We start from the raw sequence: 18,990 nt of genomic DNA on the forward strand, positions 1-18,990 counted from the left end.
AGCATAAAATTACAGCAGGCCAGCCTGGGTCATCAGGTCGATCACTTTTTTGCTATTCAGCGTTGACGGCTCTACCTTCGGCGCGTCCAGCTCTTTCAGCGGCGTCAGTTTCGGGTTAGAGGCGGCATTCACGCCCACCGCATATTCGAAAGCATTATTGGTACGCAGCTCATCCTGACCCTGCTTGCCGGTGATCCATTTGATAAAGGCCTGCGCCTGCTCTTTATGTTTGCTGGACGCCAGTACGCCGCCGCCGGAGATACTCACGAAAGCGCCCGGATCCTGGTTTTTAAAGTAATACAGCCTGGTGTTTTTGCTGTTCTCGCCGGTTTTCGCCTGGTCGACAAAGCGGTAATAGTGGTAGATCACCCCACCGTCGATTTGTCCGGCGTTGACCGCTTTCATCACCGTGCTGTTGCCTTTGTAGGCCACGAAGTTCGTTTTCATCGCCTTCAGCCAGTCGAGCGTCGCTTTTTCGCCCTTCAATGCCAGCATGGCGCTGACGATGGCCTGGAAGTCTGCGCCCGATGGTGAGGCGGCCCAGCGCCCTTTCCACTCAGGTTTCGCCAGGTCCATCAGCGAATGCGGCAGCTGAGATTCGCTGATTTTCGCCGGGTTATAGACGAAAACGGTGCTGCGGGCAGCAATGCCAATCCAGCGGCCGTGCTCAGGACGATACTGCGGCGCGACCTGATTCAGCGTCACGGCATCCAGCGGCGCAAACAGTTTGGCATTATCAACCAACACCATTGAAGGCGAGTTTTCGGTCAGGAAGACATCCGCCGGCGAGGCTGCCCCCTCCTGCACCAGTTGATTACCCAATTCGCTATCGTCGCCGTTGCGCAGCGTGACTTTAATACCGGTTTCTTTGGTAAAGCCGTCAACCCAGGATTTCACCAGGTTTTCATGCTGGGCGTTATACACCACAATGCCGTCGCCATTGTCAGCAGCCATAACCTGCGGAGCGGTAAACAGAGCCGAAGCAGCGAGCATCGCCGCGCAATATGCCGATAAGCGGAAATTCATAAGCTAATCCTTAGTATGGGTAGTCGAAAAGCCGTGGAGAAACCGGGTTGGCACGGATTAAATCACAGAGGAATGTGAATGATAATGAAAACAATTACCATCATTTTAAAAAAGTGAAAAACACCGCCAATTAGAATTTCCTGATGACAAAATGCTTATTTCAACGTGCGACCGAAACAAACATTAAGACAACATTAAGCCTGCAGATTTAAATATTATCGCTGTTTAAAATCTTGATCGTCTTCACAGATTCTCTCCGCGACACAGCAACGGCCAGCTGTTTGCCGGGTGAAATCATCACCCTTGCCAATAATTTTAAATGAGAATGATCTTGATAATCATTCTCAATATCACATATCATCCTGTTACAGCAGCAAGATACGAAGAAAAGACGACTAAAAAGCCGAAAATGGATATTTTATGTTTAAGGAACCCCTTTTAAAGACTCTGGTTATAGGCTGCGCGTGGTTACTGAGCGCCTGTCACAGCCCGGTTCACCCCCTCTCTCCTGCCGGGGAGCACGCGCTGGTAGAGAAGGCGAATATTCGTGATACCGCCAGCGGGCGCACCCTGACGCCGCAACAATTGCTGAACCAACTCGCCCAGGCGCCGCTGGTTATTGTTGGCGAAGAACATACTAACGCTCAGCATCACCAGATTGAGCGCTGGCTGCTGCAGAACCTCCACACCCTTCGCCCGCAGGGTAGCGTGCTGATGGAGATGATCGACCTAAGCCAGCAGGAGGCGGTCAATCGGGTCAAGCGGGCCAGCCTCAGCGGGACGACCGTGAGCGCCACTCGCGCGGCGGAAACCCTGCGCTGGAACCCCGACTGGCCGTGGGCGCTTTATCGCGACGTCGTGATGACCGCGCTGCAAGCGCCTTATTCGCTGCTGGCAGCCAACCTTAGCCGCCAGCAAGTGAGCGACATCTATCAGCATCCCACGTTTCCCCGCGGAACGCTCTCCAACAGCCCGCAGGTACATGAATCGCTATCGGCCATTATCTATCTGATGCATAACGGGCAAATCGATGGCGAGCAGGTCACCTCTATGCTCGCTATTCAGCAGCAGCGCGATCGCCTGATGGCGACGCAAATGCAAGCCGCGCCGCGCCCGGCGCTGCTGATTGCCGGCGGCTATCATGCGGCTAAAGATATTGGCGTACCGCTGCATCTGGCCGATCTCAAGGCGGAAAAACCGCTGGTGTTACTGCTGACCACCGACGGCACCACGCTGACGGCGAAGCAGGCTGATTACATCTGGTCGGTGGCGGCGGAAAAATGAATATCCCTCTCTCCACGCCATTGATAGCGTCGCGCCCTCGCTGGTTCACGGGAACAACGGCCAGCGTGCTGGGTCATCTGGCGCTGGCCGTGCCTTTTATCGTTCATTTCGCCTCGCCGCCGGATGCCGCCCCCCCTGCCGCGGTGATGGTGGAGTACGCGCCGGAACTGGAAGTGTCATTGATTCATCCCGAGCTGCCGCCGGGTGTCACCCAGCAGCGCAAAGTCGAGGCGATGACCGAGCAGGAAACGGCCGCGGTGAAAGAAGCGCCGAAGCTGCATATTCACGAGAATGCGCAAATAAAGCTCTCCGCCAGCAAACCCGAACCGCAGCGGAAAAAGAAAATCGAGGTTAAAAAACAGTCCCGCCGCCAGCAGCAAGAGGAAAAGGGCAATTCAACCATCACCAGCTTCGCCGCGCCCCCGGCGCCGGCCGTCCTCACTCAGCGCACCACCGCGCCGCTCGATAGCGATGCCGCGCGCCTGAGCGACAACAAGATCAGTTGGGAATCGCTGGTGAAAGGCAAAATCAACAAAATGCGCCACTACCCGGAAGATGCGCGCCGCCGTAAACGTACCGGTACCGTCATTATTACCTTCAGCGTCAACGAACGCGGCGAGGTGTTGCAATCGCAGTTGGCGAACTCATCAGGGACCCATTCGCTGGATCGCGCCGCGCTGATGGCGCTGGAAAATGCGCGTCCGCTTCCGCCGCCGCCAAAAGAGCTGCTGCGTAACGGTATTAATAAGGTCACTCTGCCGGTGGAGTTCGGCTTATTAAAAATATAAACCCAGGGTTCCCTGTTATTTATTCAGGCAACCCGGATGTTATTTATAACGGTCACTGACCGCTGATGTTTTTTTATTTTGGGCAATGTGTCATCGCACTTAGCAATAAGCGCGATGCACGCTGCTGCCCTTTTTGTGCGTTAACTATTTATTACCTCAGGATTGGATTATGGAAAAATCACAAATAATCACGGGGCTCGTTACCGGGCTACTTATCGTCAACGGCCAGGCTTTCGCCGCCGAAAGCGAAGGAGAATCGGTTTTCTCTCCTATCACCATTACCGATAACCCGCTGGCGGAAAATGCCGGCCAGGTCGGCTCCTCAGAGGAGAGCTATACCCGCCCCGGCGCTTACAGTTCGCGAACGCTCAATAAGAATCTGCAAAGCCTCGATGCCTCGCTGCGCAGCATGGCGGGCACCTATACGCAAATCGACCCGCTGCAGGGCACCATCAGCGTCAATATCCGCGGCATGAACGGGCTGGGCCGGGTAAACACCATGGTCGATGGCGTCACCCAGACCTTTTTCGGCATGGCGCCAGCTAACTACCACGGCGGGGCGAATACCGCAGCCGGGGTGCCGCTGGACCCCAACTTCCTGGCCGAAGTGGATATCACCCGCGGCAACAGCGCCGGTTCGCAAGGCGTCAACGCGCTGGCGGGCAGCGCCAACCTGCGCACCATCGGCATCGATGATGTGTTAAAACCGGGGCATCAGGTCGGCCTGCTGTCACGTTTTTCCGTGGGCGATAACGGACTCGGCCGCACCGGTATGGTAACGGTAGCCGGCAAAACCGACACCTTCGATAACGGCGGCGGCCTTGGCGCGCTACTCGGCATCAGCGGCACCCGCACCTATGCGACCTATAAAAACGGCGGCGGACGCAGCAGCGAAGAGTTTATCGGCGAGGATAATAAATATTTGCGTCAGGAGCCGCGCTCGCAGCTATATAAAATCAATTTCAACGTCGATCAATTTAACCGCTTCGAGTTTTCCGGGCGTAATTACCGCAATAGTTTTACCCGTCGCGATATTAGCAGCGACGACTACTATCTGCGCTATAACTACGCGCCGCTCAATGAACTGGTCGAGTTCAATGTATTAGCCAGCACCAGCCGCGGCAATCAGGCATATAAACCGGAGTCGCTGTATAATTTTAACGACTCCTCGACCACCAATAAGTCCAACGCGCTGGACATGAACAACACCAGCCGTTTTCGTATTACCGACGATCTGTATGCCGCTTTCCAGCTCGGCGGCAAATTAATGGACACCCGCTATTCCCGCCGCTTCGTGCAGGATACCGAGACCGACCACAACGCCTTTGCCCCGGCGGGCAAACAGAAGATCGCCTCGCTCTATAGCGGGCTGACATTAAACAAGGATATTTATCAGCTCGATCTTAATCTCAACTATACCCGTAGCCGGGTACAGGGCTATAAACCGGCCTGTGCAGATAACGAAAAATGCTTCCCGCAAGGGGCAACCCAGCTCAACGTCAAAGATAACGGTTTTAATCCCTCGGCGACCTTCTCCGCTCAGGTGACGCCATGGCTGCAGCCGTTTGTCAGCTGGAGCCGTTCATCGCGCGCGCCGAACGTTCAGGAAGTGTTCTTCGCCAACGAGGGCGGCGCATCGATGAATCCGTTCCTGAAGCCGGAAAAAGCCGAGACCTGGGAGGCCGGTTTTAACGTTATCAAAAAAGGATTATTGAGCGAGCAGGATAGCCTTCATCTGAAAGCGCTTACCTACCGCTCGCGGATTAAAGATTACATCACCAGCGAATCCTTCCTGCTGTGCAGCAACGGCGGGCTGTGTAAAGATGTCGCCAATGCTTCGCCGGATTTCAACGCCAATATCTCAGTTAACGTGACCTCGCCGGTGACCACCGAGGGCTATGAGATTGAAGCCGGATACGACATCGGTTTTGCCTACGCCAATGTGTCATGGAGCAAGCAGCGTACCGATCAGCCCACCTCTATTGCCAGCACGGTCTATAGCTTCGCCTATAGCGACCTGAGCGATCTTCCCAGCAGCTACGCCACGGTTGATGTCGGCGGGCGCCTGTTCGATCGCAAACTCACCGTCGGCAGCCTGGTGAAATTCACCGGTAAATCAAAACGCCTGAGTACAGAAGGTATTAGCCTCGATACCAATACGGTGCCGAAAGAGAGCATGCCGAAGATCCCGACCATTATCGACCTCTATAGCAGCTGGCAGATGACCGATAACGTACTGCTGCGCTTTAGCGTGCAGAACGTGACGAATCGTGACTACTCCGAAGCGCTAAACCGTATGAACCAGAGTCTCGATAACGCCAAAGAGGGGGCGTCTGTTAACACCACCGCCCGCGGCCGCACCTATATTTTCGGCGGCGAAATCCAGTTCTGAACCCTATTTATCAACAAGGATAACCATCATGCCTAATCGCAACTTGATAAAACCGCTGGCTGCGCTGCTGCTCGCCGCCCTGCTCCCCCCGCCGGCATTCGCCATCGATCCGCCGCCGCGGGAAGCGTCGCGCTTTGCGATGAAAACCAATTACCTGCAGGAAGCCAATGAAGGGGTTTATGAGCTGGCGTTCGATAATGGCGACAACCTGCTATTCGCCGCGGCGACCGACCGGGTTAACCGCGCGGCCAATAAAGGTTATCTCTACGCCTTTAATCCGGCCACCCTGCAGGTTATCCAGCGCTATGATATGCCCTGGCGCGCTTTCTCGCTGGCGATGAACCAGCCGGCGCGCGTGCTTTACGTCGGCCATACCCAGGCGGCTTCGCTGCGTATCAGCCAGTTCAACGTCGCCAGCGGTAAAATCACCCGCACCAGTCCGCGCCTGAGCTTCACCACCGACGGCGCCGCCGATGCGCGCTTCGAACATCTGCGGCATATGGTATACAGCCGCGCCGCTAACCTGTTATTCGTCAGCTACAGCCATATGTTGAAAACCCAGGACGGAATGCGTCCGCTACATAAATTACTGATGCTCGACGGCACGACGTTACAGCTAAAAGGGGAAGTCAAAGGCGCCTATCGCGGCACCGCCTACGGCCTGACGCTGGATGAAAAGACGCAGAAGATCTACGTTGGCGGCCGCGACTATATCAACGAGATCGATGCCAGAACCCAGCAGGTTGTCCGCACTATCCCGCTTAACGCGCCGCAGTTGGCCAGCGCGCAAAACCTGATCGTCGATTCCGACTCAGGGCGTATTTTCGTCGTCGCCTTCGATCACGACGAACGCAGCGGCCCTCACGATGGCCTGTATATTTTCGATCTGAAAGACGGCAAATCGCTGGGTTACGTGCGTACCGGAGTGGGCGCCAACGCGGTACGCTACAATCCGAAATACAACGAGCTGTACGTCAGCAATTTCACCAGCGGCACCATCAGCGTCGTGGATGGCAAAACCTGGCGCGTAACCCGTGAATTCCGCGCCCCGGTTTATCCGAATCAAATGGTGCTGTCGCCGGACATGGATACCCTGTACGTCGGCATTAAAGAAGGGTTCAATCGCGAGTGGGATCCTGAGGTATTTGTCGAAGGGGCGAAGGAGCGCGTTCTGCGCATTGATTTGCGTAAATCGTAATCCGCTAACCACCTGCCCGGCAGGTGGTTATTAGCCTTCGTTGGCCAGCTTCGCGCGCAGGCGCTTAATCGCCTGGCTGTGTAGCTGGCTAACGCGGGATTCCCCCACCTCCAGCACCGCGCCGATCTCTTTAAGGTTTAACTCTTCCTGGTAGTAGAGGGTGAGGACCATTTTTTCGCGTTCCGGCAAGGCTTCAATCGCCTCAATGACCCGCTGGCGCAGGCTGCCTTCCAGCAGATGATGCAACGGATTGGCCTCTTCGTGCCCTTCCAGTAGTCGTTCGGCATTCTCGCCCTGCTCTTCCCGCCATTCGTCATAGGAGAACAGCTGGCTGTTATTGGTATCCAGCAGGATTTGTCGGTACTCGGCAAGGGTGATACCCAGCGTCTGCGCGAGTTCGCTTTCCGTGGCCGGGCGGCCCAGATGCTGCTCCAGCTTCTGCATCGCCTGAGCGACTTCGCGGGCGTTACGCCGCACGCTGCGCGGCACCCAATCGCGGCTACGCAGTTCATCGAGCATTGCGCCGCGGATACGTTGCACCGCATAGGTGGTAAAGGCCGTGCCCTGTAGCGAGTCATAACGCTCGATGGCGTTCAACAACCCGATTCCCCCGGCCTGCAGCAGATCGTCAAGCTCGACGCTGGCGGGCAGCCTGACCTGCAGGCGTAACGCCTCGTGCCGCACTAACGGAACGTAGCGCAGCCAGAGGGAATTTTTGTCCATCACGCCTTCGGCGGTATACAAATCGCTCACTATTTCTGAAACCTGCGGATAAGAGAGTCAGCGCTATTATGCGCAGGGGCAAAAATGCCAATCGCCGGAAAAACCGCATAAAAGCGTCTCTATTTACGACATGCTTTCTCATTCAGCCGTTTTGCCAGGCGGCTACGGGCAAAAAACAAAAACCCCGCCGAAGCGGGGTTGCGATGCGACAGTAATCAGACGTGCGATTAACGCAGCAGAGACAGGACGTTCTGAGTCGACTGGTTAGCCTGCGCCAGCACGGAGGTACCCGCCTGCTGCAGGATGTTCGCGCGGCTCATGTTGGACACTTCGGTCGCGTAGTCAGCATCCTGAATACGGGACTGGGAAGCGGACAGGTTGTTAACGGTGCTGTTCAGGTTGTTGATTACAGAATCGAAACGGTTCTGTACCGCACCCAGGGAGGAGCGCAGTTGGTCAACCTGGGACAGGGCTTTGTCGAGGGTAGCCAGCGGATCGGCAGTTTTCGCTGAAGTCTGGATTTGATCGCCTTTCGTTACCTTACCAGTAGCTTCATCGATATTCGCCTTAAAGTAAGCATCATTACCGTCTGCATCCTTACCTTTGATGGCATAGCCGTTAGCATTGCCTTTCGCATCAGTCAGAGTACGTAACTCTTCACCAGTACCCAAACCTGAGACGGTTTTACCACCAGTAGTGGTGGTAACAGGTACGGTTGTCACTTTAGTTTCAGTACCAGTAGCTGTGATTTTAGTCGTTGCATCAGAAACATCGTAGGTATATTTACCTGTCGCAGGATCCATGTCCACTTTGAAAGTATCAGTACCTTTCTTAACGTAGTAATCACCCGTACCACCCACATCTTGATACAGATCCGCCGTATCAGCACCGGTGCTAGTCGTGGATACCGCTGTATTTGTTGTAGTAGATGTACCACCTACTTGAGTAACCGCGGTTGCACCGATCTGAGTTGCAGGATCCATCGGATTAGCCACGCTGAACTTATCCAGACCCAGAGTCTTCGCATTGATATCTTTCAGATCGATATCGATAGTTTCGCCGTCGTTGGCGCCGACCTGGATGGTCAGCTTCTGGTCGCCGCTCAGGACTTTAACGCCGTTAAAATCGGTCTGTTCGGAGATACGGTTGATTTCAGACAGACGCTGGGAGATTTCATCCTGGATGGACTGCAGGTCGCTTGCGGAGTTAGAACCGTTCTGTGACTGTACGGTCAGACGGCGGATGTTCTGCAGGTTATCGTTGACTTCGTTCAGCGCGCCTTCGGTGGTCTGCGCCAGGGAGATACCGTCGTTAGCGTTACGGGAAGCCTGAGTCAGGCCTTTGATGTTAGCGGTAAAACGGTTGGAGATCGCCTGACCCGCGGCATCGTCCTTGGCGCTGTTGATGCGCAGACCGGAAGACAGACGCTCAATCGCCGTCCCCAGGGAAGACTGGGATTTGTTCAGGTTGTTTTGCGCCATCAGCGACAGGCTGTTGGTATTAATTACTTGTGCCATTATATGCATTCCTTACGAGTCAGTTGCGTTCAGTGCAACGTGGTTAAAAGGTTCGGGCTTGCTTGCCCACGGCGTCAACCACCGTCCCTTCTGGTATCGACGTATCCTTTGCAACCTTTAGCCATTTTTTGAAAAATTTTTGCCCCTCCGCCAATGGCGAAAATAACGCGCTTTTTCCCTCTTCTATTACGCCATCGCCTTTTTCACTTTTTCGGTAAACTTTTTCTCCACTGGGCCGATAACGCAATAAGCGAATAACGTCATTAGTAAGGAGAAACACCAATGGCATCGATCAGTTCCTTAGGCATCGGCTCAGGACTCGACCTCAACGGTTTACTGGACAAACTCAGCAAGGCGGAACAACAGCGCCTGACGCCGTATACCACTCAGCAAACCAGCTATAACGCGCAGCTAACGGCTTACGGCACGTTAAAAAGCTCGCTGGAAAAATTCGATAACCTGAGCAAGGAGCTGGCCAAGCCGGAGTTTTTCAACAGCACCACCGCCACCAAGCACGACCAGTTCACCATCACCACCACCAATAAGGCGGTGCCGGGCAACTATAGCGTTGAAGTGCAGAAGCTGGCGCAGCCGCAAACCCTGACCACCCAGGCGACGATTACCGACCAACAAGAGAAGCTGGGTACCGCCGGCAATAGCAATCGCTCCATTACGATCACCGCCGGCGACCCACCAAAAGAGACCACGATTCCGCTGAGCGACGACCAGACCTCGCTGCTGGAGATGCGCGATGCCATCAACGGCGCTAAAGCCGGCGTCACCGCCAGCATCATGCGCGTCGGCGACAATGACTATCAGCTGGCGCTGAGCTCCTCCACCACCGGCGAGAAAAACACCGTTTCGGTGCAGGTGAATAACGACGATAAACTCGGCGCCATCCTCAACTACGACAGCAGCAGCAAAAGCGGCGCGATGAAGCAGACCGTCGCCGGGCAGGATGCGGAGATTGTCGTCAACGGCACCAAAATTAAGCGCAGCACCAACTCGATTGCCGATGCGCTGCAGGGCGTCACCATCGACCTGAAAACCACCACCAAAGCCGGCGAACCGCAAAACCTGGTGATCGGCATCGATAAAAGCGGCACCGCCGACAAAATCAAATCCTGGGTGGATAACTACAATTCCCTGCTCGACACCTTCGGCTCGCTGACCAAATATACCCCAGTGAAAAGCGGTGAAGCGCAAAGCGCCAAGAACGGCGCGCTGCTCGGCGATAACACCCTGCGCGGCATTCAGTCCTCGATTAAAAGCGCGCTCAGCGCCGCTCAGGACAACCCGGAGCTGAAAGGCCTTGGTAACCTCGGGATCTCTACCAATCCCAAAACCGGCAAGCTTGAAGTCGACAGCACGAAGCTCAATAAAGCGCTCGACGAGAAACCGGATCAGGTCGCCAACTTCTTCGCCGGCAACGGTAAAGACACCGGGATGGCCACCGAAATCCATAATGAAATCCAGAACTATATTAAAGCGGGCGGCATCATCGAGAACTCGACCAAAAGCATCAACACCAATCTCGATCGCCTGAATATCCAGATCGACACCGTTTCCGACAGCATCCAGAACACTATCGATCGCTATAAACAACAGTTTGTTCAGTTGGATACCATGATGTCCAAGCTGAGCAGCACGGGTAACTACTTACAACAGCAGTTCTCGTCCCAGTAACCCTTAATCAGGTAATGAAACAGCATGTATAACCGTAGCGGCACGCAAGCCTACGCACAGGTCAGTCTGGAAAGCAGCGCGATGAGCGCCAGTCCGCACCAGTTAATCGTAATGTTGTTCGACGGGGCGCTTAACGCCCTGCTTCGCGCACGCATCCTGATGAATCAGGGGGATATCGCCGGTAAAGGCCTGGCGCTGTCGAAGGCAATCAACATCATCGACAACGGGTTGAAAAGCGGCCTCGACCACCAGCAAGGCGGCGAAATCGCCGATAATCTGGCGGCGCTGTACGATTATATGAAGCGACGCCTGATGCAGGCCAACCTGCATAATGACGAAGCGGCGATCGTCGAAGTGGTCAAGCTGCTGGAGAATATCGCCGATGCCTGGCGGCAAATTGGGCCAAACTATCAACCTGCTCAGGGTACATTGTGATGGAACGCCAACAGCAGCTTTTAGCCGCCTATCAGCAGATCCATACCCTGAGCAGTCAGATGATTGCCCTGGCGCGCGCCGGGCAATGGGAAGCGCTGGTGGAAATGCAGTTTGCCTACGTGACGGCGGTCGAGAAAACCGCCGAATTTACCGGCAAAGCGGGGCCATCTCTGGCTCTGCAAGAGATGCTCAACGCTAAGTTGAAGCAGATTATCGACAATGAGGGAGTACTGAAAGGGCTATTGCAACAGCGGATGGAACAATTAAAAACGCTGATCGATCAATCCACCCGCCAGAACGCGGTCAACAACGCTTACGGCCAGTTCGACGATCGCTCGCTCCTGCTTGGCGAACTGCAGTCCGATAATGTGGTCGCCATCAAGAGCAAAAGCGAAGAATTACAATAACAACAACAGCGTCACAGCCTGATATCCGGTCAGGAAGCGCATGATGGGTCTCACCAGGGCAATGCAGAGTGTTGCCTGGTAAGCCATCGGCGGATTTTACAGGAGTGAATAAGCAATAATATATAATCAATTATTTCATTTACGCTTCATACATTCATCAATTAAATATTCCAAACATCGCGCCAGCTAAAATAAGCCACTCACGGGCTTAGGGAAATATGCCTGTAAAATATACTGTGTTATCTTGACCGGATTAATATGATATTACTCACGGGATAAAACATGGATGTATTCTTCGGGAAATGAGTGCCCCTGCGTTGGCTCTTTAAGGTGTTTCATCAACAGTAAAAGAATACAAACAGGCAATACCATATATGAAATTGATAATAAGTAATCACTCGATTTTCAAGTAGATAAGATATGCTTTAAAAGCCATCGGGAAAGGTGTTAATTTCCAAACAGCAATCAGGATAAAAATAATGATTAGCGGATAAGTAAAATCATTACTTTCGAAGTTAAAAATCCACGAAACGACTATGGCAAAGGCAATACAAACAATAATAACGCCGCCCCAAAAACGTTTTCGTAAACTGTCGATCAAAGTAGCATAGGTTTCATTGTTACTTTCTTGTCGCGTCAGGATTTCGCGCAGGCGGGCAATCTCTTTATCGGTGAAGCCATGTTCACGAAGATCATCTTCTGTTAGCTGCTTTCCCACGCCAGGTTCCTCCATGCTGGTTATATATTTCTCCAACGTTTCCGACTGAAGATACCCGTTATATCGCTCAGCCAAAACGGTAAAAGGGATACAGATAGGTAACACGATGTATGAAGTTAAAGATAAATGACTATCTTATTTTTAGATACAATTTGTATGCTTTGAGCGCCATTGGAAACGGAGTTAGTTTGTAAACTACCGAGAAACCGAATAATAAAATGAAAAAATAGGCAAAATGATTAATTGAATCATAATTATAACACCAATGAATGAGCACTATAAAAACAATAAAAAAACCTAAGACTCCAGCCCAAAGTCTTTTGCGAAGTTCATCGATTAAATCAAAATAGCTTTTGTTTTGGCTTTCTTGCCGCGCCAGGATTTCACGCAGGCGCGCAATCTCTTTTTCGGTGAAGCCATGTTCACGAAGGTCATCTTCAATTAGCTGCTTTCCCACGCCAGGCTCCTCCATGCTGGTTATATATTTGTCCAACGTTTCCGACTGAAGGTACCCATTGCGTTGCTCAGCCAAATGCTCAGATGTAATGCCACTGCCGGGGTTACCACAGTCCGTGGAATATTGCCCCTGAAGTTGCCAGGGGTCAAGCGCGCGTTCATATCCTACAACGGCTTCACGCCTGATCCGCCAGAATGCTGTCAGTTTAAAGGAGATGCGTTACGCTACCGCCCCGCCTTCATCCTCCCAACGGCAGACCATGTGGTACAGTTCCCGCTCGTCGTATTCATCGTGGAATCTATTCACAACAACCTCCAGACGATTGTTAGACACGATCTAAGTTTAGTTGTTGGTAAGGAGGGGGCATATCAAGAAGAGTAAAAGCGGCGATTACTCGCTATCCTGTCGCCAGGTTTCATGAAACATCGCTATCGCAACAAAAGCTAAAACGACAAAAAATACAACGGTCTGAAGCCACAGCATAACGCCTCCGCGGAGCAAAATTTGCGCAAATTATTTGCTACAGAGCCGAAAAACGATAGTGAATTGCCATCCAAATTTAAATTTTCGCCTCACCCCGATAACTCAACAATGCCTGTCTTCTGGCTGACAAGCCGATACTAAATAACAGTCTAAGCTGTTCGGACTACGCCAACGCGTAGGCCACCATCGTCGCTATCGCTCCCCAAAAGACCAACAAACCGAGAAAAATCCCTATCCATACCTTACGCCGCAATTGATGGTCTACTTTTTCGGACATCTGCTATTCCAAATTAGAATTATTTTGGCAAGACCATACAGTTTGTAGTGGTAGTAGTCAGATCGTTTGTATCGATCGATGAACGGCTATTGATCTGTATCCCCTATCGATTGTAGTGATATTTCAGACTCATTCATTCACCGGTTGATGGGTTAAAATCAATGCAGAGGCGCGCAATTTTTTGCCGTTGTCGCCGTAAATAGACAAAACCGCCAGCGTTAAGCATAGCGGTTTGCAGGAAGAAGTAGCGCCGAGATTTTATGACTAAACTGGCATATTCATAATGTCCTGATAGGCCGCCACCAGCTTATTACGCACCTGCACGCCCATCTGCAATGAAACTGAAGATTTCTGTAAATCGACCATCACATCATTAAGGCTGATGCCCGGCACGCCCAGCTCGAAGTTCTGCGCCTGTTGACGCGCGGCCTGCTGAGTATCGCTGATTTTACCCAGCGCGGCGGTGAGTTCACTGGCAAAACTGACTCCCTGCGGTACGCTATTCTGCCCGTTTTTTCCCGCCTGAATCGCCATCGCCTGCATCTGTTGCAGTACGCCTTCAATACCCTGAATCGCCATCTTTTCCTCAATACTCTCGTGATCGCCAGGCGCTATTTCACCCTGTATTTCTCCAATGCTGCACACCCTAACACAGTGATTTTTGCTTAAAGCGGTTAATTAGCTGCAAAAAACCCGGCTTATCGGGCAATCAGAATCATCTGATAAGACGAATAATGGCCTGCCCAGAAATGGGAGCGCCGCTATTGAGAAAAGATGTGTATCAGGGAGTCTGTTTTGTCACATAACGCTATCCATACCGTTCGTCAGCACGCCAGCGCGCGTCGCCGTCTGAACGCCAGCGAAGGATACCGCCTACCATGAGTGCCTCGTTATCCGCCGGCGAAAGCCGCGACAACGGCCTGCAGGCCATCTGGAGTCGTCTGCGCGCCAATCCAAAAATTCCGCTGCTGGTGGCCGCCTCCGCCGCGATTGCCATTATTGTCGCGCTGCTGCTGTGGGCGAAAAGCCCGGATTATCGCGTGCTGTACAGCAATCTGAACGATCGCGACGGCGGCGCTATCGTCACCCAACTGACGCAGATGAACATCCCCTACCGCTTCGCCGAGAACGGCGCGGCGCTGATGATCCCGGCGGAAAAAGTGCATGAAACCCGCCTGCGTCTGGCGCAGCAAGGGCTGCCGAAGGGCGGCGCCGTCGGCTTCGAACTGCTGGATCAGGAAAAATTCGGTATCAGCCAGTTCAGCGAACAGATTAACTATCAGCGCGCTCTCGAAGGCGAACTCTCACGCACTATCGAGTCGCTGGGGCCGGTGCAGAATGCGCGGGTGCACCTGGCGCTGCCGAAGCCCTCGCTGTTCGTCCGCGAGCAAAAATCCCCTTCCGCCTCTGTCACCCTGACGCTGCAGCCGGGTCGTGCGCTGGATGATGGCCAAATCAACGCTATCGTCTATATGGTATCGAGTAGCGTCGCCGGCCTGCCGGCGGGTAACGTCACCGTGGTCGATCAGGCCGGACGCCTGCTGACGCAGTCCGACGGCACCGGACGCGACCTCAACGCCTCGCAGCTGAAATATGCCAACGAAGTGGAAAACGGCTATCAGCGACGCATTGAAACTATCCTGGCGCCGGTGGTCGGCAGCGCCAACGTCCGCGCTCAGGTGACCGCGCAGATCGATTTCGCCTCCCGCGAGCAGACCGACGAACAGTATCAGCCGAACCAGCAGCCCGAGAAAGCGGCGATCCGTTCGCAGCAAACCAGTAGCAACGAGCAAATTGGCGGTCCGCAGGTGGGCGGCGTCCCTGGGGCGTTATCCAACCAGCCGAGCGCGCCGGCAACGGCGCCGATTGAAAGCGCTAAACCGGCGGCCAATAACGCCAACAACGCGACTAACACCCGCAGCGCCGCGGCCAACAGCGGCCCGTTAAGCACCCGACGCGACGCCACCACCAACTACGAACTCGATCGCACCATCCGCCATACCCAACAAAAAGCCGGGACGGTGGAGCGTCTGTCGGTCGCCGTGGTGGTGAACTACAGCCTCAACGCCGACGGCAAAGCGCAGCCGATGAGTAAAGAACAACTGGCGCAGATTGAAGCGCTGGTGCGCGAAGCGATGGGCTACTCCAGCACCCGCGGCGATAGCCTGCAGGTGGTCAATACGCCATTTACCGACAATCAGATGACCGGCGGCGAGCTGCCGTTCTGGCAGAGCCAGGCGTTTATCGATTTGCTGCTCGAACTGGGACGTTATCTGCTGGTGCTGCTGGTCGGCTGGGTATTGTGGCGCAAGCTGATTAAGCCACAGCTGCAGCAGCGTCAGGCCGCACAGCAAGCCGCGGTCGCCGCCGCCAGCGCGCCGGTCGCTAAAGCGAACGACAGCCATAAACCAAGCAATGAGGAGCTGGCGCTGCGCCGTAAATCGCAGCAGCGCGTCAGCGCAGAAGTCCAGAGCCAGCGCATCCGCGAACTGGCGGATAAAGATCCGCGGGTCGTCGCTCTGGTAATCCGCCAATGGATGAGTAACGAACTATGAGCCTGACCGGAACCGATAAAAGCGCCATTTTATTAATGACGCTGGGCGAAGACCGCGCGGCGGAGGTGCTCAAGCACCTCTCCTCCCGCGAAGTCCAGCTTTTGAGCGGCACCATGGCCGGCATGAGCCAGGTCTCGCATAAACAGCTCGGCGAGATCCTCTCTGAATTTGAAGACGATGCCGAACAGTTCGCCGCCTTGAGCGTCAACGCCAGCGACTATCTGCGGTCGGTGCTGGTGAAAGCGTTGGGCGAAGAGCGCGCCGCCAGCCTGCTGGAGGATATTCTCGAATCCCGCGAAACCACCTCCGGGATGGAAACGCTCAACTTTATGGAGCCGCAGAGCGCCGCCGACCTGATCCGCGATGAACACCCGCAGATCATCGCCACCATCCTGGTACACCTCAAGCGCGGCCAGGCGGCGGATATTCTGGCGCAGTTCGATGAGCGCCTGCGCAACGACGTGATGCTGCGTATCGCCACCTTCGGCGGCGTGCAGCCGGCGGCGCTGGCGGAGTTGACCGAAGTGCTCAACAACCTGCTCGACGGCCAGAACCTCAAGCGCAGCAAAATGGGCGGAGTGCGTACCGCCGCCGAGATTATCAACCTGATGAAAACCCAGCAGGAAGAAGCCGTTATCGACGCGATGCGCGAATACGATGGTGAGCTGGCGCAGAAGATCATCGACGAGATGTTCCTGTTCGAAAACCTGGTGGAGGTCGACGATCGCAGTATCCAGCGCCTGCTGCAGGACGTGGACAGCGAATCGCTGCTGATTGCCCTGAAGGGCGCCGAACAGCCGCTGCGCGAGAAGTTCCTCAAAAACATGTCGCAGCGCGCGGCCGATATTCTGCGCGACGATCTCGCCAACCGTGGGCCGGTGCGCATGTCGCAGGTGGAAAACGAACAGAAAGCGATTCTGCTGATAGTCAGACGGCTGGCGGAAAGCGGCGAAATGATCATTGGCGGCGGCGAGGACACCTATGTCTGATCGCATTAATTCCATGCCCTGGCAGCCCTGGTCGCTCAACGACCTTGGCGACGCGGCCCCGGCTTTCGAACCGCCGCTGCCGACGCTGGATAACGAAGCCTTGCAGCCTGACGCTCAGGCAGAACTGCAGCAGCAGCTTGCCGCCCTGCGCCTACAGGCCGAGCAGCAAGGTCAGCAATCCGGCTATGCCGATGGCCAGCAAAAAGGCTATGAAGCCGGATTTCAGCAGGGGCTTGAGGAGGGCCGCCAGCAGGGACTACTGGAAGCTCAGCAGCAGCAACAGCCGCTGACCGACCACTGGCAGCAGCTGGTGAGCGAGTTTCAGCACACCCTTGATGCGCTCGATTCGGTGATCGCCTCACGTCTGATGCAGCTGGCGCTGACCGCCGCAAAACAGGTGCTTGGCCAGCCGCCGGTCTGTGACGGCACCGCCCTGCTGACGCAAATTCAACAGCTGATCCAGCAAGAGCCGATGTTCAACGGCAAGCCGCAATTGCGTGTGCACCCACAAGATTATGAGCGCGTTGAGCAGCAGTTAGGTACCACCCTCAGCCTGCACGGCTGGCGGCTGCTGGCGGACGGCGATCTGCATCCCGGCGGCTGTAAGGTCAGCGCCGAAGAGGGCGATCTCGACGCCAGTCTCGCCACCCGCTGGCATGAATTGTGTCGCCTCGCCGCACCGGGAGCGCTGTAATGACCGCCCGTCTTGGCCGCTGGCTGAATTCGCTTGAAGCGCTGGAACAGCGTATCGCCCGAACGCCGACCGTGCGACGCTACGGTCGGCTGACCCGCGCCACCGGCCTGGTGCTGGAGGCCACCGGTCTGCAGCTGCCGCTCGGCGCAACCTGCCTTATCGAGCGCGACGGCGGCAACGGCGTGCAGGAAGTGGAAAGCGAAGTGGTCGGCTTTAACGATCAGCGGCTGTATCTGATGCCGCTGGAAGAGGTCGAAGGGATCGTACCTGGGGCGCGGGTTTACGCCCGTAGCACGGCGGACGGCCAGCACGCCGGTAAACAACTCCCGCTGGGCCCGGCGCTGCTGGGACGCGTGCTCGACGGCGGCGCCAGGCCGCTTGACGGCCTGCCCGCGCCGGAAACCGGCTATCGCGCGCCGCTGATTACCGCGCCGTTTAACCCGCTGCAGCGTACCCCTATCGAGCAGGTGCTGGACGTCGGCGTGCGCACCATTAACGGTCTGCTGACCGTTGGGCGCGGCCAACGTATGGGGCTGTTCGCCGGCTCCGGCGTTGGTAAAAGCGTGCTGCTGGGTATGATGGCGCGCTACACCCAGGCCGACGTCATCGTCGTCGGCCTGATCGGCGAACGCGGCCGGGAAGTCAAAGACTTTATCGAGAATATTCTCGGCGCCGAAGGCCGCGCGCGTTCGGTGGTGATCGCCGCCCCGGCAGACGTATCCCCCCTGCTGCGCATGCAGGGCGCCGCTTACGCCACCCGCATTGCCGAAGATTTTCGCGACCGCGGTCAGCACGTGCTGCTGATCATGGATTCGCTCACCCGCTATGCGATGGCGCAGCGTGAAATCGCGCTGGCGATCGGCGAACCGCCGGCTACCAAGGGCTATCCGCCTTCGGTATTCGCCAAACTGCCGGCGCTGGTTGAACGCGCGGGCAACGGTATCAGCGGCGGCGGTTCGATCACCGCCTTCTATACCGTACTGACCGAAGGGGACGATCAGCAGGATCCGATTGCCGATTCGGCACGCGCGATCCTCGATGGCCACGTGGTGCTGTCCCGACGGCTGGCGGAAGCCGGTCACTACCCGGCCATCGATATTGAAGCCTCGATCAGCCGCGCGATGACGTCGCTTATCGATGACGAACATTATCGCCGGGTACGTACCTTTAAGCAGATGCTGGCCAGCTTCCAGCGTAACCGCGATTTAATAAGCGTCGGCGCCTATGCCGCCGGTAGCGACCCGCTGCTGGATAAAGCCATTGCCCTGTATCCGCAAATGGAGACCTATCTGCAGCAGGGAATTTTCGAGCGCTGCGGTTATGACGAAGCCTGTCAGCAGCTACAGCAGCTGATTGTTTAA

19 protein-coding genes are annotated in these 18,990 nt (G+C 55.2%); 11 read left to right on the forward strand and 8 right to left on the reverse strand.

The features are described from left to right. Positions 1-9: 9 nt before the first annotated feature. Positions 10-1,026 (reverse strand): iron ABC transporter substrate-binding protein, encoded by a 1,017-nt coding sequence (locus AC22LX_RS22995; protein ID WP_047050574.1) that lies wholly within the window; start codon positions 1,024-1,026, stop codon positions 10-12. Positions 1,027-1,446: 420 nt separating this feature from the next. On the opposite strand from AC22LX_RS22995, the gene AC22LX_RS23000 reads away from it, so the two are divergent. The 4 genes from AC22LX_RS23000 to AC22LX_RS23015 all read left to right on the forward strand — a co-directional run bounded on the left by AC22LX_RS23000 (position 1,447) and on the right by AC22LX_RS23015 (position 6,688). Continuing rightward, complete coding sequence (locus tag AC22LX_RS23000; protein WP_487334233.1) at positions 1,447-2,310, forward strand: ChaN family lipoprotein; 864 nt, start codon at positions 1,447-1,449, stop codon at positions 2,308-2,310. Continuing rightward, entirely contained in the window at positions 2,307-3,098 is a 792-nt protein-coding gene (locus tag AC22LX_RS23005; RefSeq protein ID WP_227504809.1) for an energy transducer TonB, read from the forward strand. The genes AC22LX_RS23000 and AC22LX_RS23005 overlap by 4 nt, the downstream gene beginning before the upstream one ends. Before the next feature lie 169 nt (positions 3,099-3,267). Further along, positions 3,268-5,490, forward strand: coding sequence for a TonB-dependent receptor domain-containing protein (locus AC22LX_RS23010; RefSeq protein WP_047050580.1), 2,223 nt, complete (start codon positions 3,268-3,270; stop codon positions 5,488-5,490). Positions 5,491-5,518: 28 nt separating this feature from the next. After that, complete coding sequence (locus AC22LX_RS23015) at positions 5,519-6,688, forward strand: YncE family protein (protein WP_047050581.1); 1,170 nt, start codon at positions 5,519-5,521, stop codon at positions 6,686-6,688. A gap of 30 nt (positions 6,689-6,718) precedes the next feature. On the opposite strand, the gene AC22LX_RS23020 is transcribed toward AC22LX_RS23015, so the two are convergent. The 3 genes from AC22LX_RS23020 to AC22LX_RS23030 all read right to left on the reverse strand — a co-directional run bounded on the left by AC22LX_RS23020 (position 6,719) and on the right by AC22LX_RS23030 (position 9,217). Beyond that, positions 6,719-7,441 carry an RNA polymerase sigma factor FliA gene (locus AC22LX_RS23020; protein WP_015704963.1) on the reverse strand — a complete coding sequence of 241 codons (723 nt, stop codon included), beginning with the start codon at positions 7,439-7,441 and terminating at the stop codon, positions 6,719-6,721. 197 nt (positions 7,442-7,638) lie between these two features. Further along, positions 7,639-8,928: a flagellin FliC gene (locus AC22LX_RS23025; protein ID WP_047050582.1), complete on the reverse strand. Its 1,290-nt coding sequence runs from the start codon at positions 8,926-8,928 to the stop codon at positions 7,639-7,641. A gap of 43 nt (positions 8,929-8,971) precedes the next feature. Next, complete coding sequence (locus tag AC22LX_RS23030) at positions 8,972-9,217, reverse strand: hypothetical protein (RefSeq protein WP_020079192.1); 246 nt, start codon at positions 9,215-9,217, stop codon at positions 8,972-8,974. Between AC22LX_RS23030 and fliD the strand changes: the two genes are divergently transcribed. Genes fliD through fliT form a run of 3 tightly spaced genes read left to right on the forward strand, consistent with a single transcriptional unit; the run spans position 9,211 to position 11,456 of the window. Then, positions 9,211-10,614, forward strand: a complete 1,404-nt coding sequence (fliD, locus tag AC22LX_RS23035; RefSeq protein WP_045397414.1) for a flagellar filament capping protein FliD — start codon at positions 9,211-9,213, stop codon at positions 10,612-10,614. The genes AC22LX_RS23030 and fliD overlap by 7 nt on opposite strands. A 24-nt stretch (positions 10,615-10,638) precedes the next feature. Beyond that, entirely contained in the window at positions 10,639-11,049 is a 411-nt protein-coding gene (fliS, locus tag AC22LX_RS23040) for a flagellar export chaperone FliS (RefSeq protein WP_015704959.1), read from the forward strand. Further along, positions 11,049-11,456: a flagella biosynthesis regulatory protein FliT gene (fliT, locus tag AC22LX_RS23045; protein WP_045397410.1), complete on the forward strand. Its 408-nt coding sequence runs from the start codon at positions 11,049-11,051 to the stop codon at positions 11,454-11,456. The genes fliS and fliT overlap by 1 nt, the downstream gene beginning before the upstream one ends. 394 nt (positions 11,457-11,850) lie before the next feature. Here the strand turns inward: fliT and AC22LX_RS23050 are convergent, their stop codons facing one another. The 4 genes from AC22LX_RS23050 to fliE all read right to left on the reverse strand — a co-directional run bounded on the left by AC22LX_RS23050 (position 11,851) and on the right by fliE (position 13,970). Then, positions 11,851-12,174 (reverse strand): hypothetical protein, encoded by a 324-nt coding sequence (locus AC22LX_RS23050; RefSeq protein WP_223683770.1) that lies wholly within the window; start codon positions 12,172-12,174, stop codon positions 11,851-11,853. Between the two features lie 130 nt (positions 12,175-12,304). Next, entirely contained in the window at positions 12,305-12,631 is a 327-nt protein-coding gene (locus AC22LX_RS23055; protein WP_487334234.1) for a hypothetical protein, read from the reverse strand. A 646-nt stretch (positions 12,632-13,277) separates the two neighbouring features. Continuing rightward, complete coding sequence (locus AC22LX_RS23060; protein WP_072048039.1) at positions 13,278-13,391, reverse strand: YmiA family putative membrane protein; 114 nt, start codon at positions 13,389-13,391, stop codon at positions 13,278-13,280. 264 nt (positions 13,392-13,655) lie between these two features. Further along, entirely contained in the window at positions 13,656-13,970 is a 315-nt protein-coding gene (gene fliE, locus AC22LX_RS23065; protein ID WP_045375469.1) for a flagellar hook-basal body complex protein FliE, read from the reverse strand. A gap of 299 nt (positions 13,971-14,269) precedes the next feature. Here fliE and fliF point away from each other — a divergent pair, with 299 nt between their 5' ends. The 4 genes from fliF to fliI are packed head-to-tail and all read left to right on the forward strand — an operon-like array spanning position 14,270 to position 18,990. Then, positions 14,270-15,946, forward strand: coding sequence for a flagellar basal-body MS-ring/collar protein FliF (gene fliF, locus AC22LX_RS23070; RefSeq protein WP_045397400.1), 1,677 nt, complete (start codon positions 14,270-14,272; stop codon positions 15,944-15,946). After that, entirely contained in the window at positions 15,943-16,935 is a 993-nt protein-coding gene (fliG, locus tag AC22LX_RS23075; protein ID WP_015367292.1) for a flagellar motor switch protein FliG, read from the forward strand. Before fliF ends, fliG begins: the two co-directional genes overlap by 4 nt. Next, on the forward strand, positions 16,928-17,629 hold the full coding sequence (gene fliH, locus AC22LX_RS23080) for a flagellar assembly protein FliH (RefSeq protein ID WP_047065439.1): 702 nt from the start codon (positions 16,928-16,930) through the stop codon (positions 17,627-17,629). The genes fliG and fliH overlap by 8 nt, the downstream gene beginning before the upstream one ends. Then, positions 17,629-18,990 carry a flagellar protein export ATPase FliI gene (gene fliI, locus AC22LX_RS23085; protein ID WP_045397393.1) on the forward strand — a complete coding sequence of 454 codons (1,362 nt, stop codon included), beginning with the start codon at positions 17,629-17,631 and terminating at the stop codon, positions 18,988-18,990. The genes fliH and fliI overlap by 1 nt, the downstream gene beginning before the upstream one ends.

The organism is Klebsiella sp. PK01 (assembly GCF_057624675.1).

Coding starts and splice junctions, on each gene's coding strand:
- AC22LX_RS22995 (WP_047050574.1), bottom strand. CDS start 1,026: ATGAATTTCCGCTTATCGGCATATTGCGCGGCGATGCTCGCTGCTTCG.
- AC22LX_RS23000 (WP_487334233.1), top strand. CDS start 1,447: ATGTTTAAGGAACCCCTTTTAAAGACTCTGGTTATAGGCTGCGCGTGG.
- AC22LX_RS23005 (WP_227504809.1), top strand. CDS start 2,307: ATGAATATCCCTCTCTCCACGCCATTGATAGCGTCGCGCCCTCGCTGG.
- AC22LX_RS23010 (WP_047050580.1), top strand. CDS start 3,268: ATGGAAAAATCACAAATAATCACGGGGCTCGTTACCGGGCTACTTATC.
- AC22LX_RS23015 (WP_047050581.1), top strand. CDS start 5,519: ATGCCTAATCGCAACTTGATAAAACCGCTGGCTGCGCTGCTGCTCGCC.
- AC22LX_RS23025 (WP_047050582.1), bottom strand. CDS start 8,928: ATGGCACAAGTAATTAATACCAACAGCCTGTCGCTGATGGCGCAAAAC.
- fliD (WP_045397414.1), top strand. CDS start 9,211: ATGGCATCGATCAGTTCCTTAGGCATCGGCTCAGGACTCGACCTCAAC.
- AC22LX_RS23030 (WP_020079192.1), bottom strand. CDS start 9,217: ATGCCATTGGTGTTTCTCCTTACTAATGACGTTATTCGCTTATTGCGT.
- fliS (WP_015704959.1), top strand. CDS start 10,639: ATGTATAACCGTAGCGGCACGCAAGCCTACGCACAGGTCAGTCTGGAA.
- fliT (WP_045397410.1), top strand. CDS start 11,049: ATGGAACGCCAACAGCAGCTTTTAGCCGCCTATCAGCAGATCCATACC.
- AC22LX_RS23060 (WP_072048039.1), bottom strand. CDS start 13,391: ATGTCCGAAAAAGTAGACCATCAATTGCGGCGTAAGGTATGGATAGGG.
- fliE (WP_045375469.1), bottom strand. CDS start 13,970: ATGGCGATTCAGGGTATTGAAGGCGTACTGCAACAGATGCAGGCGATG.
- fliF (WP_045397400.1), top strand. CDS start 14,270: ATGAGTGCCTCGTTATCCGCCGGCGAAAGCCGCGACAACGGCCTGCAG.
- fliG (WP_015367292.1), top strand. CDS start 15,943: ATGAGCCTGACCGGAACCGATAAAAGCGCCATTTTATTAATGACGCTG.
- fliH (WP_047065439.1), top strand. CDS start 16,928: ATGTCTGATCGCATTAATTCCATGCCCTGGCAGCCCTGGTCGCTCAAC.
- fliI (WP_045397393.1), top strand. CDS start 17,629: ATGACCGCCCGTCTTGGCCGCTGGCTGAATTCGCTTGAAGCGCTGGAA.